Source organism: Pseudothermotoga hypogea DSM 11164 = NBRC 106472 (genome assembly GCF_000816145.1).
Lineage (GTDB): Bacteria > Thermotogota > Thermotogae > Thermotogales > DSM-5069 > Pseudothermotoga_A > Pseudothermotoga_A hypogea.
Window position 1 is genome coordinate 1,302,110 of sequence record NZ_CP007141.1, and the last position, 17,004, is coordinate 1,319,113.

Consider the following 17,004-nt stretch of genomic DNA (forward strand, 5'->3'; position numbering starts at 1 on the left):
GGTATAATATAAAACAGCAGGGCCAAAAGGCCCTGCTTTTTGTTTAGGAGGTGCAAGCTTTGAAATTGCGCGATGTAGAACTCTTCCTGCTGGACATGGATGGCACTTTTTACCTCGGGGACAAGCTCATTCGAGGTGCTTTGGAGTTCCTCGACGTGGTGAAGTCTCAGGGGAAAAACTTTCTCTTTCTCACGAACAACTCCTCCAAAGGTCCGAGACAGTACGTTGAGAAACTCAGAAGGCTCGGTGTGAACGTCGACGAAACTCATGTGTTCACCTCGGGCGAAGCCACGGCGCTGTTCTTACTCGAACGCTACGGCAAAACGAAACTCTTCCTCGTGGGCACCAAAGCTCTGGAAGAAACCCTCTGCTCGTACGGCCACACGATAGAATGGAGAGATCCACAGCTCGTCGTGCTGGGTTACGATACGGAGGTGACTTACGAAAAGCTTGCTCGAGCTTGTCTGTTGATCAGAAGAAACCTACCGTACATTGCGACTCATCCCGACATAAACTGTCCTTCGGAGGAGGGTCCTTTGCCAGACACAGGTTCCTTCATCGCCTTGATCGAACGTTCCACGGGCAGACTTCCAGACTACGTGGTGGGAAAACCCAACTCTTTGATGATGCAGATAGTGTCTAAGAGGTTCAACCTTCCGACTTCGAAAATCGCCATGGTGGGTGATAGACTTTACACGGACATGGAGTTCGCCATTCGCTCCGGGGCGATGGCGATCTTAGTGCTCAGCGGTGAGACAACGAGGGAAGACTTCGAAAGGAGTTCGACCAAACCACACCTCGTCGTTGAAGATATAGCTGTTCTGGCGAGAATGCTCGAGAGAGGTTGATGCCTTGTCCGTAAAGCACAGACTGAGGGCGAAGCGGAACGAAGAGTTGGTGAACCTCGCACAGGCAGGTTTGAAAGAAGCGCTCGATCTCATCGTGGAGCGTTACTATCCTATGGTCTGCAAAATATGCTCCAAGTACTATGCACCGTGGGCGGAGTTCGACGACATGGTTCAGAGCGCTTTGGTGGGGCTCATAAAGGCGGTGTATTACTATCAACCAGATAGAAGTGGCTTCACCTCTTTCGCATGGAGGAGTGTGGAATCCGAACTGAAATCGTTCTTGACGTTTCTGAACAGGAAGAAGAACAAACTCCTCACCGATGCGCTCAGCGTCGATTTACTCGCCTCGTCTGAAGATTCCGAGGAGACGGGTTACTCCTTCGAAGATGGTGTCAGGTCGACTGCGCGTGATGCTCTGGCGGAGATGATCGTGGAGCGGGTGAAGGCGTTTCTCAACGAGATCGAGATCGATATATTCCAGATGTGGCTCGATGGGTTCAGCTACGAAGAGATACAGCAAGCACTGGGTGTGAACTTCAAGAAGGTGGACAACACCGTTCAAAAGGTGAAAAGGGTCGTGAAGGAAAAGATAGACCCCGTAATTCTCAGAAGTTTCTTCGAAGAAAGATGATCAGATCAGTTCAAGAACTTTCTCTAAAACTCCGTACTCTGCGAGTTCTCGGTTCAAAGCCTCCGAAGCGTTCTCCCTGTAGAGTTGCACGACCTGAGAAAGATCGTTCAAAACCAGATCGCAAACGATCAGCATGGCCAGCACCTGTTCGTTCTTCACGCCCTTTTCGAGCAGGCTCAGGAGCAGGAGCTTGGCCTCGGCGAACCTCTCGAGGTTCAGAAGCAGGGATGCAAGGTTCACGTAGGCCATCGTAAAGGAAGGATCGCATGCGATGGCCTTTCTGTAACATTCCATCGCCTCCGCGAACCTCTCCATGCGCACGTACACGTTCGCGAGATTGTTCCAGATCTCTGGAGTTTCGCGAATTTTGAGGCACTCTCTGTAGAACCTTTCGGCCTCTTCGAACTTTCCTACCTTGGCTGCCTCGAAAGCCTTCTTGAAGAGCTCCTCGATCATTTCGCGATCATTCCTTTGGTGTAATAGACTGTGTCGGAAAACACCTCGCCCACCAGACGTATCTCGAACTTGACGGGGACGATGTCCGAAGGCGTCGGCCTTGTCCTCGTGAACTTGACGTTCCACACGGGTTGCAGCAGTTCGAAACTGGATTTGAAGTGTCCAAAACCACCGCTGAGGATGACTTCCTCATTTGCCCCATCTTCGGTGAAAATTCGTACGTTCTTGCCACGCAAGCTGACTATGATGTCTCTTTTCAGCTGACTCACATCTTTCACAACGACAGCGTAGCTACTGCCACGCTTCAGGGTGGGCAGCGTTTTCTTGAAGAAATCCTTATCCGCGTTGAGCCAAACGGCCTTTCTGTGAGACAGACTCAGTTCGGAGAAGACGGGACCTCCACCCTCCCTCACTTGGAACATGTCACCGAGTATGGGAATGGGATCTGCGAAGATGTTCTCGACTCGCACCGACAAAATCAACGAGTCTTGATCGAAGCTCAACGAATCTATCTTCACCAAGATCGGCTCGTTACCTTTGAAAGGTACCACATAAACACTGTGGTCCTTGAAATCCATCAAGAACAAGAAGGGATAGTTGTACTCCATCGTCACGAAGGCTTGTGGGAACTTTCCCAGCTCGAAGAGTCCATCTTTTCGGACGAGAAAGAGTGTGTCGTCCTTCAAAATGAAAGGCTCTTCGAACACTGTGAGTTCGAAGTTCCAAGATCCATACGCGGGAAGTTCGAGCATCTTCCTCATGTTGAAATCGAACAGCACGATCCTGTTCTTGAAGATGTCCAGAATCCAGATGCCCTTCAAACCGACCTCGACGTCCTGGATCGAATAAAAATCGTCAAGTTCGAAGAATTTGATCTTGCCGTCTTCCAGACAGAACAATCTGTCCACATCCGCACCCCAAAGTCTTCCGAGTCGATCGAAGCCAGCCAAAACAGGTTTCAACAGGTTCGAAGCGAGCACTTCAACGCGGTTGTTCTCTAAATCGAGCAGTGCGATCTTGTCCTCACCAGCTACGTAGAGGTACTTGAATGCGTTGGAAATGACGCTCTCAGGCTTGAAACTCAGTTTGTGAACAATGTAGCCAGTTGGACCGTAGATGATGAGCCGATAATTCACCTTGTCCGCGATGCAAACATTTCGTCCCAGCGTCGTCACGGAAACGGGTGAGTAGAAGTACTCTACACTGTTCTTGAAACCTTCGATCTTCAAGATTTCACTCGACAGAGTGGGTGTCGAAGGAGCCAATGGATTGGTGAAGGTCTCTATCTCTTTGACCAGCGAGATTGCCTCGTCCTTCGTGGGCGCGAGCACGAGTAAGGTTCTAAGATCTTCCAAAGCCCTCGCCACATTACCAGAGTCTATGTCCAGTTTGGCGGTGAAGAACCAAAATTCTGGTATGTCCGTGATGTAGATCAGACCCGAAAGCGCTTGAGACATCGACTCCCTCGCTGCCACGACATCTCCAGCGTACCAGCTTTCCAAAGCGCGAGCGAACAGTTCTCTCGCCTGTTCTTCGTTGATGATGGCAAGGCAAAGCGACGCGATGACCAGAAGGACCAAAACGAATTGTTTCATCTCTTCTTCACCATGCCGATGAGATCGGTCTTCCTTTCCGCACCCTTCAGCAGTCTCTCTATGTTGTCCGAGTGTCTGAAGGTTGAGAACGCCGAAAGAAGGAAGAACAGAACCGCGATATCTTTGTCGAAGAACAGTGCAACGATCGATGCGAGGAAAAGACTCGAGATCGATGCCAGTGAAACGTACTTGGTGAGAATCGTCAAAATCAACCAGCTTCCAAGAAAAACAAAACCGCACGCGGGACACAGTGCGAAGAAGACGCCACAGGTGCTCGCGACGCCTTTACCACCTTTGAATTTCAAGAAGATGGGAAAATCGTGACCAAGCACCGCGGCGATGGAGGCGACTCCAACGAAGTTCTTGTCAAAATTGTACAGTTGGGCAAAGACGAGCACGGGTATGAAGGTCTTGAGAGCATCGAGAACCATACATGTGAAACCTATGACGGGTCCAGCCGCCCTCAACGCGTTGGTGCCCCCCACGTTTCCACTTCCCACTTTTCTGACGTCGATTTTCTTCAGCCTGGGCAAAAGGTAGCTGAAAGGAACGGCACCGCACAGATAAGAAATCAACCCCACGAGAAAATACTCCAAGGATTTCACCCCCTTGGTTTGAACTCGAAAAAGATGGGTGAGCCAGTGAAGGGATCAACGCGTTCTCTGATGAGTCTTTGCAACATATTTTGCGCTTCTGGTCTAATTCTTTCCTTTCTGTTCACGGTGAAAACGAACTTCGGCGGCTTGATCTTCACCTGTCTGATCGCGTACACCCTCACGTCCGATAGATTCGGTACGAGGACTGGAAGCTGCAGGAGCAGTTTGTTCAGTTTTGATTGTTCGACCTTCCTACAGTAGGATGCGTATGCTTCGTCTATGGCACTCAGCAGAGACTTCAAACCCTGTTTTTTCACAACGCTCGTGAACACGATCCTGCAGAAATCCACGAACGGCATCTCCGCCCTGACGGCACGCTCGTATTCGCTTTTTTTCACGTCGATCAGGTCAAACTTGTTCACATCGATCACCAGAGCCTTACCTCGATCCAACACGAGACGGGCGATCCTCTTGTCCTGTCGAGAAACGCCTTCCACAGCGTCTATGAGCAAAACCACTACATCTGCTGATTCCATGGCGTCTATGGCGCGTTTCACACTGAAGTACTCCAAGCTCTTCTCTTCTATCCGGCTCTTGCGTCTCAAACCTGCCGTGTCGATGAAAACGTACTTTTTGCCATCGATCTCTACCAGTTCATCCACCGGATCTCTTGTGGTTCCTGGAATCGGTGTGACGTTGACCCTGTCTTCATTCAAAATGGCGTTGAACAATGATGATTTGCCCACGTTGGGTTTACCGACTATGGCTATGGAAGGATAATCTCTATCCTTGGCGGGTTGGTCGAGCGGTACGTTCATTTCCTTCAGAGTGTTGACGATCTTTTCGAGCAATTGGTCCACGTTGATATTGTGTTGCGCCGAGACGAGCACGTAATCGTCGAAGCCGAGTCTGAAGATGTCGGGCAGATTCTCTTCGACGATCTTCATGTTCTCCGCTTTGTTGATCACAAGTATCACTCTTTTTCCGATTTTTCTCAACACCTGTGCGATGTATTCGTCTTCTGACGTGATCCCTTCCCTCGCACTGACGACGAAAAGGATCAGATCGGCTTCTTCGAAAGCCTTCAACGCACGTTGCTTCATGGATTGGAGCATCTCATCGTCGGCCTTTTCGTACACGCCGCACGTGTCGAATAACATGAAGAAGGTGTCACCATGCACCACGATACCTTTGAGTGTGTCCCTGGTGACGCCCTCTTCTTTTTCAGTGATCGCTTTCCTCCTGCCTATGAGCCTGTTGAAGAGCGTCGATTTACCAACGTTTGTCTTTCCCGCAATGACCACCTTTGCCATGGTTCACTTCTTCAGAAAATCGCCGAGCGTTTTCTGAGAACCTCCCATCTGTTTCTTGTATTCCTCGTAGTCTTTCATCTCTTCCAGTTTTTTCTGACTGACGAGGATCTTTCTGCGTTCGGGTATTATCCTCAGTACGAGGACTTCGATCTCTGCTCCTTCCTTCATCTCCTCGGGTGCGTGGCTGGATGGCATGAACGCTTCCACGGAGAAATCTTTCAACTGGAGCACGTAACCTGAATTGAGCTTTGCCTTCACGATCGCCCGTGCGACGCTGCCCTCCTTCAGACTCTCGGCGGCCTTTTCCCATGGATCTGGAGTCGTCTGCTTCACGCTGAGTCTCATCCTTCTGTTCTGCGAATCTATGGAGAGTATCTTCATCTTCAGACTCTGTCTTTCTCTGAACAGCTTGCCCGGATCACTCACCTTGTTCCACGAGAGCTCCGACTTTGGCACGAGCCCCGTTACACCGTCTTCGATCTCGACTATCAAACCGGTGGGAAGGACCTTCACGATGGTGCCTTCGACGATGTCACCCTCCTTGTAGCGTTCCATCACGTTCTCCCAGGGATCTCCCTGCGCCCTCTTGTAACTCAACGCGAGTCTGCGTTTCTCTGGATCGACCTCCACCACTTCGGCTTCGACCATCTGACCGGGCTTGAAGAACTTTTTCAAATCGACTTTCTTGCTGCTCCAGAAGATCTCCGAAACGTGTATGAGTCCATCCAGCCCTGGCTCAAGATTCACAAAGACGCCAAATGGGACAATGTTCTTCACCACTCCCCGCACGATCGTGCCAACTCTGTACTTCTCGGCCGCGGTTTGCCATGGATCGGGTTCGAGCGCCTTCAGGCTGACTTCGATCAGACGCTGTGCAGGATCGAGCTTTACGATCTTCACTTTGATGGTTTCTCCCTCTTTCAGCGCGTCGTGTATGGAAACAGAAGGATCGTGGGAAACTTCTTCCCTCGGGAGCGTAGCCGTCAGTGGCCCGATCTTCAGTGTGGCTCCAGAAGATCTCACTCGCTCTACCTTCGCTTCAACGACGTCGCCGACTTTGTGCGACTCAAAAAAGGTCTGAATTTGCCTTTCAACCAGTGCTTTTCTCGAAACGACGATCCTGCCACGCCTGCCCGCAGTGTAGTCGATGATTAGAAAATCGTGTTCACCCTGTGGAATTTCCGCGTCCCTTCTGAGCAGAGACTCGGAACCTGGAAGGAAGGCATCCAACACGTTGAAGAGCTTGACGATGTAACCACCAGAGACCTGCTGCACGAAGTAACCTTTGACGGGCGTTCCGGAATCCTTCGCTTCCCTGACCTTGCGTTCAGCCATCCTCCTGTGGGGTCTCAGTTCGGAGAGCATAGCGTAACCTTCTTCGTCGTTTATCTTCAATATCTGAGCCGTGATCTTTTCACCAACCTTGTAGCTCGAAGGTTCCCTCACAAGCTCCGAAGGTTGTATCCTGCCTTCCTGCTTTCCACCGAAGTCCACCGACAAACCCTCAGCCGGGTCGACGCCAGTTACGGTTGCTTCAACAACCTGACCCGGCCCAAATCCGGCAAGGTCCAGATATTTCTCAAAATCCTTCATGCTCGCGTTTTCTTTTTCCATACGCTCATCCTCCCAAGCGAATTTTCTTAACGACCAGATTGACATCCTCCAGAGGCGTGGACGTTCCGGCCGTCACACCTATCTTCCTGAAACGTTTGAAATCGAACCCTTCAAGTTCCGAAGCATCCTGCACGTGCAACACTCTTGTCGTCTTCGAAGCGATTCTTGCGAGTTTTTTAGTGTTGGAGCTGTTCTTACCCCCAACGACAACAATGAGATCGCACTCGAAAGCCATTTTCTTCACTTCCACCTCACGTCTGTGTGTGACCTCACACACACTGTTCAAAAAAAGAAACTCCGTCGGTTCGGAGGCCTTTAAAATTTCAGCACCGAAGCTCAGGAAATCATCCAACGACATCGTCGTTTGTGACAGAACACAGATTCTCCCTCGCAGAGCCAGGGGACGTGTAGTAATGATCGCGTCTTCGACGTGTCCCTTCAAAGCCCTCATTTCGTCGTGGTTCTCATCACCAAAGACGATCACTGTGTAACCAGCTTCTTTTGCAGCCTTCGCCCTTTCGAACAACTTAAGGACGATCGGACAGGTCGCATCTATCACTCGTTTGAAATTCTTTTCCAGTTCCTTCAAGATCCTCGGTGGCACACCGTGGGCCCTCACGACCAGCACGGAATCTTTCGCATCTTCTGGGATCGGATCGTTGTCGTGCAAGACTTTGAGTCCTTTCTCCTCCAATCTCTCGACGACATTTCTGTTGTGAACGAGCTCACCAAGACTGTACACACTTCGTTCTTTCTTGAGATATTCTTCCACCGTTTTCAAAGCTCTCTCCACGCCGAAGCAGAAACCGATGTTCTCAGCAACGCACAGCTTCATCCGTTTTCCTCCTGTTGATGATCTCGATGACCTCTTCAAGCACTTGCTCGACGCTCTTGGCTGTTGTATCTATGACTATGGCGTCTTGGGCGGGTTTCAATGGAGCGAGGTCTCTGGAGGAATCTCGCTTGTCGCGTTCCTCTATCTGTCTCGCCACCTCTTCCAAGGGGAGCTCGATACCTTTGCTTTTGAGCTCCTCGGCTCTCCTCTTCACCCTTTCATCGAAGGATGCGGTGAGGAATATCTTAACCTGAGCGTGGGGCAGAACGACGGTACCGATGTCTCTGCCTTCGACGACGAAGTTTCCACCTTCACAGATTCTCCTCTGTAGCTGGGTCAACTTTTCCCTGACCTTCGGCACGACCGCGAAGCTTGAGGCGAGCTGGCCGGCTTTCGCTGATCTTATCACTTCCTCACGCACCTTCTCACCGTTCAGATACAGTTCGCCGTTTACATATTGCATATCTATCTTTTCCAGTTCTTCATCAGGAACGTTGTCGGGTGTGAACCCCTTCGAATCCAAGTAAACTCCGATTGCACGGTACATGGCACCCGTGTCGAGGTGGTTGAAACCGAGTCTCTCAGAGAGCAGTTTTGCTATGGTTGATTTTCCAGAGCCAGCGGGGCCATCTATGGCGACGAGAAAGTTGCTCAATTCAAGCCTCCTCCAGAACTTCGACGATTTTGAAAACTTTGTCCAAGCGCGTCATCTCGAAGATCCTCTTCACGTTCTGCCTCAGGCTCGCCAAGACTATTTCCTTACCGAGGTGCCTCGCGTCCTTCAGTATGGCCACCATTGCACCCAGGCCAGCGCTGTCTATGTATGGCACTTCAGACATGTCAATGACGATCTTCGACATCTTGGAGCTCTCCATCCTGTCCTTTATCTGTTTCTTGATCTCCGCAGAATGATACGCGTCGAAGTCTCCGTTGACCTTGCAAAGCAATCTGTCGTTCTGCTCCTCGAACTTGATGTTCACATCGATCATACTTCGTTCCCTCCAGTTATTTTTATTTTTAGCTCTCTCAATTGTTGTTCGCTCACCACGTCCGGTGCACCCGTCAGTGGGCACACACCGCTCGCAGTCTTTGGAAATGCTATCACTTCTCTTATCGACGAGACATTACAGATTATAGCAACTAACCTGTCCAGACCGAGCGCGATACCACCGTGCGGTGGGGCACCGTACTGAAAGGCCTCCAGGAGAAAGCCGAATTTGATCCTGATTTCCTCTTCAGAGAGCTGCATGAGCCTGAACACTTCTCTTTGTAAATCTCTGTTGTGTATCCTGATGCTTCCAGAGCCTACTTCGTAGCCGTTGATGACCAAATCGTAAGATTGTGCTCTTATCTTCGACAGATCCTCGTCTTTGTATCGATCAAGATCTTCGAGGTTGGGCATCGTGAAGGGATGGTGCTGCGCGACATACCGACCCTCTTCTTCACTGTACTCGAACATGGGAAAGTCTAAAACCCAGAACACATCGAAGCCAACCTTCAGATGGGCAAAATGCATATCACCTATGGTCTTCCTCAGTTCACCAAGGGCAGCATTCACATCGGTCGGTTTTCCCGCCACCATCAAACACACATCGCCTTGATTCATTCGAGTCGCCCTGGAGATTTCTTCGTAGATGTTTTTCAAATGCTTCAGTGCGCTGCCTTTCATCTCATTCTCGAGCGCGAACCACAGTATACCACCGAGTCCGTTCTTCTTTACGATCGTTTCGTACTCTTCTGCGACTTTCCTACTCATCTTGGAAGCGAAGTTCTTGACAACGAAGCCCTTCACAACCCCACCGTTCTCTACGATGTTCTTCACCACGTTGTAATCGCTGTTTTTGAAATGTTCGGTCAGGTTGACGAACTCCATGCCGATCCTTCTGTCCGGCTTGTCCGAACCGTAAGTGTCCAAACAGTATTGATAACTCAGTCTGTCGAACTTCTCAGCTAGATCTATATCGAGGACCTGCTTGAAGACGTATCTGACCATGCCCTCAACCGTTTCCAGAACGTCTTCTCTCGTGACGAAGGACATCTCAATGTCTATCTGCGTGAATTCCGGTTGTCTGTCCGCCCTCAGATCTTCGTCCCTGAAACAACGAACGATCTGGAAGTATCTGTCCAGGCCTCCAACCATGAGGAGTTGTTTGAACAGCTGTGGAGACTGAGGGAGTGCGTAAAAAGTTCCGGGTTTGAGTCTGGATGGTACCAGGAAGTCTCTCGCACCTTCAGGAGTGCTCTTGGTCAAAAAAGGTGTTTCCACCTCTATGAATCCTAAAGAACTCAGATACTGCCTCACGGCCTGGGCCACCCTGTGACGCGTTATGATCCTGTCCGTCATCTCTTTCCTTCTCAGATCGATGTAACGGTACTTGAGCCTGACGTCTTCACTCGGCAGGTTCGGTTCTCCAGGATAGAAAGGAAGCTCTCTCTGTGGTGAAGAGAGGACCTCAACGCGTTCGGCGAGCACTTCGATCTCACCCGTTGGGAGTTCTCTGTTGACGGTATCCTTTGGTCTTTCTCTGACCACACCCTCCACACGAACCACCGCTTCGCGCTTCAGGTCCAGATCGAAATCCTTCGACAGCACGATCTGTGTCTGACCGTACCTGTCTCTGAGCATGACGAACTTCACGCCACCGAGGTCTCTGATTCTGTCGATCCAACCCGCCAGCACGACCTTCTTGTTCACATCGCTGAGTCTGAGTTCTCCGCAAGTGTGTGTCCGCAGCATACATCAACCTCCTGTGTTCTCCCTTTTAGAAAATAATACCGCAAAGTTTTACAACGTGTACGGGTCAACGAAAACGTCGATCCACGGTTTTGCGAAGGAAAAGCGCACGAAAAAGATGATCGAAACGGCAACGAGAACAACCATCACTGTCTTGAAACCTTTTGAAATCTTCAAAGTCTCGACCTGTCTCTCTACCACCGTAGCGAAGAGACCAGAGATGATGACGATTGCAAAGGCCCAGATGAGTTCAATCCAAACGGCCTCGATTTTTCCGAAAATCGCCGGCACCATATACCACACCACTACTATGAACCATGGTACGAGTGAAGTTGAGAACAACCTCGATGACCAAAAATTCTGTTTCTTCTTGAACACAAAGAACTCGATGGCGCTCGTAAAGAGGTAAGCCCAGAATCCCATCTTGATGTGCTCGAAGACGGATTCGTCCGTACCACAGAAGATTTTGAGAAAATCCCAACCTGTGAGTTCGTGACCAAAGTGGAGAACAGAGAAGAGAACCATGTAGATGAGAATCTTGAGAAAAAGTCTCGTTGGCGATCACCCAGCAAAGATTCTACCATTTTTGCATCGATGTTTCACTAATTCACCTTCACGAAACAGATATGATACGATAATACCGGAGGTGGTTGGGTGGGTAGACCGACGATCGAACTGGATTCAAAGCTTGTTCAGTATGCCAGATCTCTTGCGAAGAAGATCACCGACGACGTTCAAATGATCATCGACGAACACTCAACCGTCTCCACCGAGCGTGCAACATTGAGACTTCTGGGTGTGGACGGCGTCGTTGGTGAAGACCAAGTGCCTCTGGTGAACGTCGTGTTGGACAAGCTCAAAGAATGGAACATGCTGGATCAAGGTGCGTTCAAGCCTGTCGTGAGCGCTGCGATCGTCTTGGACAAAGATGTTCAGCAGGTTTGTGAGGCGATAGCGGACGGTTTGGACCTGCGCACATTACCACAGCCGAAGCGGCATATCTACGAGGTGTTCTCACAAGAGCTGGTCGAGAAGGCTCTGATGCGGATAAAGCGAAAGAGTGAAGAGAGAGACGCATTGCTTCGAGAGCTCGGTGATCCTCCAAAGCCTTACAAGTACCTCATTGTGGCAACTGGAAACATCTACGAGGACGTTGTCCAGGCACGCGCAGCCGTCTTTCAGGGCGCAGACATCATCGCCGTGATACGTTCCACGGCGCAGAGTCTGCTCGACTATGTGCCTTACGGGGCGACCACAGAAGGTTACGGAGGAACCTACGCGACACAGGAGAACTTCAGGATCATGAGACAAGCCCTTGACGATGCGGCGAGAAAGGTTGGACGTTACATAAGACAGGTGAACTACGCGTCAGGTCTCTGCATGCCCGAGATCGCTGTCATGGCGGCACTCGAGGGGCTCGACATACTTTTGAACGATGCCATGTACGGAATCCTGTTCAGAGACATCAACATGCTCAGGACCTTCACTGATCAGTACATCTCCAGGCTGGTCTGCGCTTACGCGAACATCACTATAAACACCGGCGAGGACAACTACCTGACGACTGCGGACGCCATAGAGAAGGCCCACACGGTGACCGCTTCACAGCTCATCAACGAACAGTTCGCGATCAAGGCGGGTCTGAAGCCACACTTGATGGGCCTTGGACACGCTTTCGAGATAAATCCCGACATCGAAGACTCGCTCCTGTACGAGATTGCGCATGCCATGCTCTCGCGTGAGCTCTTTCCAGATTGTCCAGTCAAGTACATGCCTCCCACCAGATACATGACGGGCAACATATTCAAAGGGTACGCGATGAACACACTCTTCAATCTTGTCTCTTCGATGACGGGTCAATCGATTCAGCTTCTGGGAATTCTGACAGAAGCGATACACACACCCTACATGCACGACAGATACCTCGCGCTCGTCAACGCCAACTACGTCTTTTCAGCCGCGAGGCACCTGGGTGACGAGATACTCTTCAAACCCGGTGGATTCATCGAGAAGAGGGCGAACGAGGTGCTGAAAAAGGCGGTGGAACTACTCGAGCACATAAGCGATGTGGGATTGTTCAGTGCGATAGAGCAAGGAATCTTCGCCGACATAAGAAGGAGCAGGGAAGCCGGTAAGGGGCTGGAGGGTGTGTTCAAGAAAGGTGAAGCTTACGAGAACCCAATTCGAGACGCGCTTGAACAAGAGCTGGGGGTGAAAGGATGAGCCAGCAGAAGCTCGTCAAACCGTACGGTGACCAGTTGAACGATGGAGCGGTACAGCTTTCCTTCACGTTACCCATTGAGTTCGGGCCTCTGGCGAGGGAAGCAGCGAAAAAGTTCTGCGAAAAGCTTGGTTTTTACGAGGTCACGATAGCCACAATGGAAGATCTGCATGAGGGTTACACGTTTTTTGTTGTATATGGAAAAACGGACATGGCGGTGGATATTTCATCGATAAAGGTAATTGCACCCAAAATTCAGAGACTTCCGAGAGAGAAAATCGACGAGCTGGTCCTGCAGAAGTTTAGACGCCCCATCGTGGTCGTGGGTGCGACGATCGGCACTGATGCACACACTGTGGGGCTCGATTCGATTCTAAACATGAAAGGTTTCCACGGCGATTACGGGCTGGAGAGGTACAAGGCCTTCAAGGTGTACAACCTCGGTGCGCAGGTTCCACCCATAGAGCTGGTCAGAAAGGTCAGGGAAGTGGGCGCGGACGTGGTGCTCGTTTCTCAGGTGGTAACCCAGAGAAACATTCACATACAGCACCTCACCGAACTGATGGAACTGCTCTATGCGGAGAATTTGAGGGACAATCTGCTCGTCATAGTCGGTGGTCCAAGGATAACACACGAGCTCGCACTCGAACTGGGGTACGATGCAGGTTTCGGCAGTGGGACCACACCGAGTGAAGTGGCAAACTTCATTGTGCAGGAGCTTTTGAAGAGACGAGGTCTTTGAGTTTCTTCTCGACGAACTGCATTTCTTGATCGTCGTCGATCGATCCATCGAGCTTCGCGCAGTAAACTTCTTCAAGCAGTTCTCCGATCAGCCTGGATGGTTTGAGTGCGAATTTCTGCACGATGATTCTACCGTCCACATACCTTAGCTTCGTTTCTCTCAGTTTGGTCAAGAACTGCTTGAGGTACTCCTGCGATTCCGGATCGAGATAAGCGGCGATGTAGCAGAAACCTTCGGGTGAGATACCCTTGGTCATTTTGTAGATGTCTGAGAAGTTCAGCTTGTTCGAGATGACCTTCGACAGCGGTACGATCATTTTCTTCAGCAATTTCAGTTCGTCCACGAACTTGCTCGACAGACCGTACCTCGCCTTGATCTCTTCTATCGCCGTATCGCCGTGATACTCCAAAAAGACGAACATCACGGCGTAAAATCTTTGAACGTTGCCGAAGAATTCCTCGGCCCAAGGTAGAAAGTCTGCCAAAGATCTGAGTTTCTGCTCCATGGTGACTGTGTAGAAAACACCCGGGAACATGCGTTTGATCACTTCAAAATCGGACAGTCTCTTGAGTGCGGCGAGCCACTTTGGCTCTTCCAGGATTTTTTCGAACTCCTGTCTCAACCTCTGCCCGCTCACCTTCTCGAGATAACCCTGCCTTACGGCCTCGAGCATGAGCTGAGAAGTTCTCTCTTCTATGCGAAAGCTGAAACGCGTTTCGAACCTGACCGCCCTCAGAATTCTCGTTGGATCTTCCACGAAGCTGAGCGTGTGCAAACATCTCACCACTTTGTTCTCGAGGTCCTTCTTGGCACCGAAGAAGTCGAGCAACAGGCCGAAATCTTTCTGGTTCAGCTTTATCGCCATCGCGTTGATCGTGAAGTCTCGCCTGTAGAGGTCCTTCTTTATGGTGCTGACCTCCACTTGTGGTAGTTCCGTTGGCGCCTCGTAGTACTCGGTTCGTGCGGTGGCCACATCGATTCTGGTGCCATCTTTCAAGAATAACGAAGCGGTGAGGAATTTTTCATGTTTGACAAGGGTGGCTTCGAGTCTCTTCGCGGCGTGCTCTGCGAAGGAGAGTCCGTCGCGTTCCACGACAACGTCCAAATCCAGGTTTGGATTTCCCATGAGCAGGTCTCTGACGAACCCCCCAACGATGTAAACAGGAAGGTTCAGTTCGTCTCCGAAGCGTCCGAGTAGTCTCAGCAGATCGGACACCTTCTTCGGGAGTCTCGAAATCAGCAAATCTCTGACGTTCACGAACTGTTGTTGGTCCTCTTCGAAAACGGCCTTCCTTGGGGCTTTCTTCACAGCATCTGCAAAGCTCGATCTCATCACATCGGTTCTCGTTATGATGCCCACCAGTATGCCGTTTTCAAGCACAGGTATACGACCGATATCGTTTTCCACCATGATCTGTCTCACCCTGCTCAATGGTGTGTTGGTGTCCACGACGATCAGCTTGCTCGACATTATGGCCTTCACGGGATGATTCTGCATGCCATGGTTCATCGCTTTGTCAACGGCCTTCTTCGTCACGATCCCCACCAGTCTGTTCCATTCGATGACTGGCAGACCGTTGTGGCCCGTCCTTTCCATGATCTTGTTGACCTCACCTATGGTCATGTCCGAATAGACCACGCGCACAGGTGAAGACATGATATCTTTCGCAAGAACGCCCCTGTTGACATAGCGCTTCAACGTTTCGAGAACGATCTTCTTGATCGAAGAAATATCAGATTCGTTCACCGTGAAGCTCGCAGCCTTCCTGTGACCGCCTCCACCGAGTTCATTCGCCACGCCCCCCAGATCCACTTCGTTTGAGGAAGTTCTCATTATCACGTGGGATTTCTTGCCCGTTCTCACGATGCAGACAAGAGTTTCCACGTTCTCCAGACTCCAGAGCTTGCTCACTACGACACCGAGCCCACCAATGAATTTTTCGGTTTCTGCGCTCGCCACGTGCACCGTCAAACCGTCTATCTGGTGGGTTTCGACGTTTGAAAGCAACTGTTCGAGCAGTTGCTTTTGCTCGAAGCTCAGATCGTACCTTATGTACTCTGCAACTTCTGCGAGGTTTGCACCTTTCTGAAGCAAGAACTTAACTGCTTCGAGGTCTCTCAGCGTCGTGCTGGTGTAAAGAAGACTGCCAGTGTCTTCGTATATCGCGATGGCGAAGAGCGTGGCGTCGATGGAATCGATCTCGATGTTTCTCTTCATGATTTCCTCGACGAGCAATGTAACCGTTGCACCGATGTTCTCTATCTGCTTTTCTCCGCGTATCGTTTGTTCCTTGATCTCGGGATGGTGATCGTAAATGACGATCCTCGCCGCCTTTTCCACGATCTTTTGAACCTTCTGGCCGAGCCTGTCAGAAGAGGCCGTGTCCACCACGATGAGGGATTCCACGTTTTCGTCTGTGAGATCGCTTTCCGTGATGTAGTTGTACTTTTCTTCGTAGATACCCAAAAATTGCGATAAGTTTTGCTGAGGAGCACCACTCATCAACACCACGTGGTCCGGATAGAGTTTTTGCGCCGCTACGCACGAAGCGAAACAATCGAAATCTGGATTCCTGTGCCCGACGATGAGCTTCAAGATTTCTTCCTCCTCAGGGTTATCTGTTGACCTTGTTTCAATCCAAGATTTTCAGCAGCGGAACCTTGATTGATAGCAATTTCGAGAAATCCAGAGCTGTCTGGATGGATCAGCAACTGACCCTTCGCCACATCGCCAAAAGCTCTAACGTAGCTCGCTTCGAATTTGTCGTTGATAACAATCGTATCGTCCATCTGCCAATCGAGCCTTTCTACCAGCTCGATCGGAACGTTCGTCTGAATGTTTCCAAAGCTGTCGAAGTAAGCGACCTCCCCGACGACGGATTCGTTGAGTATCTGCGCCTGTTTCGTTGGCAGGACTACGAAGTTGGGAAGCACGTCACCCAAATCTTCGAACGGCACGCCTTTCGACAAGTGTGCCGCCACGGGTGCGAAAATATCTCTGCCGTGGAAGGTGTAGGAAGAAGCGTAGTGGTATTTCTTGTTGTTCAGTTCTCTGATCTGTTTCACACCGTATTCGAGCGCGACGTGCGTGAATATACCGTTGTCTGGGCCCACGTAGTACTGTTCGTTCTTGGTCCTCATGCATATGGCCTTCCTGCTCGTTCCGACACCGTAGTCGACCACTGCGACGAAGATGGAACCTTCTGGGAAATCTTTCGATGCCCTCAGAAGGATGTGCGAAGCCATCCTCACGTTGAAAGGTTCTATCTCGTGCGTTATATCTATGATCTCTGCCGAAGGGTTTATGCGTTTCATCACAGCCTTCGCCACGCCCACGTAATGACTTCTCACGGACCAATCTGTCAGAAAACCAATCATGTCGCAAGATCACCTCCACACGCTAAATGCTATCATATCAT

16 protein-coding genes are annotated in these 17,004 nt (G+C 50.5%); 4 read left to right on the forward strand and 12 right to left on the reverse strand.

Translation table 11 applies throughout. The features are described 5' to 3' along the window. Positions 1 to 50: 50 nt before the first annotated feature. Positions 51 to 848, forward strand: a complete 798-nt coding sequence (locus AJ81_RS06435; protein ID WP_231845454.1) for an HAD-IIA family hydrolase — start codon at positions 51 to 53, stop codon at positions 846 to 848. A 4-nt stretch (positions 849 to 852) separates the two neighbouring features. Continuing rightward, on the forward strand, positions 853 to 1,479 hold the full coding sequence (locus AJ81_RS06440; protein ID WP_031504565.1) for a sigma-70 family RNA polymerase sigma factor: 627 nt from the start codon (positions 853 to 855) through the stop codon (positions 1,477 to 1,479). On the opposite strand, the gene AJ81_RS06445 is transcribed toward AJ81_RS06440, so the two are convergent. From AJ81_RS06445 to AJ81_RS06490, 10 genes are read right to left on the reverse strand one after another with little or no spacing between them, the layout of a single operon-like run. Next, positions 1,480 to 1,935 carry a tetratricopeptide repeat protein gene (locus AJ81_RS06445; RefSeq protein WP_031504563.1) on the reverse strand — a complete coding sequence of 152 codons (456 nt, stop codon included), beginning with the start codon at positions 1,933 to 1,935 and terminating at the stop codon, positions 1,480 to 1,482. It abuts the gene before it with no gap. Further along, positions 1,932 to 3,530 (reverse strand): NHL repeat-containing protein, encoded by a 1,599-nt coding sequence (locus tag AJ81_RS06450; protein WP_031504561.1) that lies wholly within the window; start codon positions 3,528 to 3,530, stop codon positions 1,932 to 1,934. Before AJ81_RS06450 ends, AJ81_RS06445 begins: the two co-directional genes overlap by 4 nt. Beyond that, positions 3,527 to 4,126 (reverse strand): glycerol-3-phosphate 1-O-acyltransferase PlsY, encoded by a 600-nt coding sequence (gene plsY / locus AJ81_RS06455; protein WP_031504560.1) that lies wholly within the window; start codon positions 4,124 to 4,126, stop codon positions 3,527 to 3,529. Before plsY ends, AJ81_RS06450 begins: the two co-directional genes overlap by 4 nt. 5 nt (positions 4,127 to 4,131) lie before the next feature. Beyond that, positions 4,132 to 5,439: a ribosome biogenesis GTPase Der gene (gene der / locus AJ81_RS06460; protein ID WP_031504559.1), complete on the reverse strand. Its 1,308-nt coding sequence runs from the start codon at positions 5,437 to 5,439 to the stop codon at positions 4,132 to 4,134. Between the two features lie 3 nt (positions 5,440 to 5,442). After that, a complete protein-coding gene (locus AJ81_RS06465) occupies positions 5,443 to 7,053 on the reverse strand; it encodes a 30S ribosomal protein S1 (protein WP_031504557.1) in 1,611 nt (536 codons plus the stop codon). Positions 7,054 to 7,057: 4 nt separating this feature from the next. Next, complete coding sequence (gene ispH / locus AJ81_RS06470) at positions 7,058 to 7,888, reverse strand: 4-hydroxy-3-methylbut-2-enyl diphosphate reductase (protein WP_031504554.1); 831 nt, start codon at positions 7,886 to 7,888, stop codon at positions 7,058 to 7,060. Further along, positions 7,869 to 8,543, reverse strand: coding sequence for a (d)CMP kinase (gene cmk / locus AJ81_RS06475; RefSeq protein WP_031504553.1), 675 nt, complete (start codon positions 8,541 to 8,543; stop codon positions 7,869 to 7,871). Before cmk ends, ispH begins: the two co-directional genes overlap by 20 nt. Position 8,544: 1 nt before the next feature. Beyond that, the gene (locus tag AJ81_RS06480; RefSeq protein ID WP_031504552.1) at positions 8,545 to 8,877 is read right to left on the reverse strand and encodes an STAS domain-containing protein; all 333 of its coding nucleotides are present in this window, start codon (positions 8,875 to 8,877) and stop codon (positions 8,545 to 8,547) included. Next, a complete protein-coding gene (gene aspS, locus AJ81_RS06485) occupies positions 8,874 to 10,625 on the reverse strand; it encodes an aspartate--tRNA ligase (RefSeq protein ID WP_031504550.1) in 1,752 nt (583 codons plus the stop codon). The genes AJ81_RS06480 and aspS overlap by 4 nt, the downstream gene beginning before the upstream one ends. Positions 10,626 to 10,673: 48 nt before the next feature. Continuing rightward, entirely contained in the window at positions 10,674 to 11,159 is a 486-nt protein-coding gene (locus AJ81_RS06490) for a DUF6512 family protein (RefSeq protein ID WP_257008776.1), read from the reverse strand. 117 nt (positions 11,160 to 11,276) lie between these two features. On the opposite strand from AJ81_RS06490, the gene kamD reads away from it, so the two are divergent. Both kamD and kamE read left to right on the forward strand, forming a co-directional pair. Further along, complete coding sequence (gene kamD / locus AJ81_RS06495) at positions 11,277 to 12,845, forward strand: lysine 5,6-aminomutase subunit alpha (protein ID WP_031504546.1); 1,569 nt, start codon at positions 11,277 to 11,279, stop codon at positions 12,843 to 12,845. Further along, positions 12,842 to 13,585 carry a lysine 5,6-aminomutase subunit beta gene (gene kamE / locus AJ81_RS06500; RefSeq protein WP_031504545.1) on the forward strand — a complete coding sequence of 248 codons (744 nt, stop codon included), beginning with the start codon at positions 12,842 to 12,844 and terminating at the stop codon, positions 13,583 to 13,585. The genes kamD and kamE overlap by 4 nt, the downstream gene beginning before the upstream one ends. Here kamE and AJ81_RS06505 read toward each other — a convergent pair. Together AJ81_RS06505 and AJ81_RS06510 are read right to left on the reverse strand one after the other, a co-directional pair. Beyond that, positions 13,548 to 16,181 (reverse strand): CBS domain-containing protein, encoded by a 2,634-nt coding sequence (locus AJ81_RS06505; RefSeq protein ID WP_031504543.1) that lies wholly within the window; start codon positions 16,179 to 16,181, stop codon positions 13,548 to 13,550. The two genes, kamE and AJ81_RS06505, sit on opposite strands and share 38 nt — an antisense overlap. After that, positions 16,178 to 16,963, reverse strand: a complete 786-nt coding sequence (locus tag AJ81_RS06510; RefSeq protein WP_031504542.1) for an SAM hydrolase/SAM-dependent halogenase family protein — start codon at positions 16,961 to 16,963, stop codon at positions 16,178 to 16,180. The genes AJ81_RS06505 and AJ81_RS06510 overlap by 4 nt, the downstream gene beginning before the upstream one ends. Between the last annotated feature and the right edge of the window lie 41 nt (positions 16,964 to 17,004).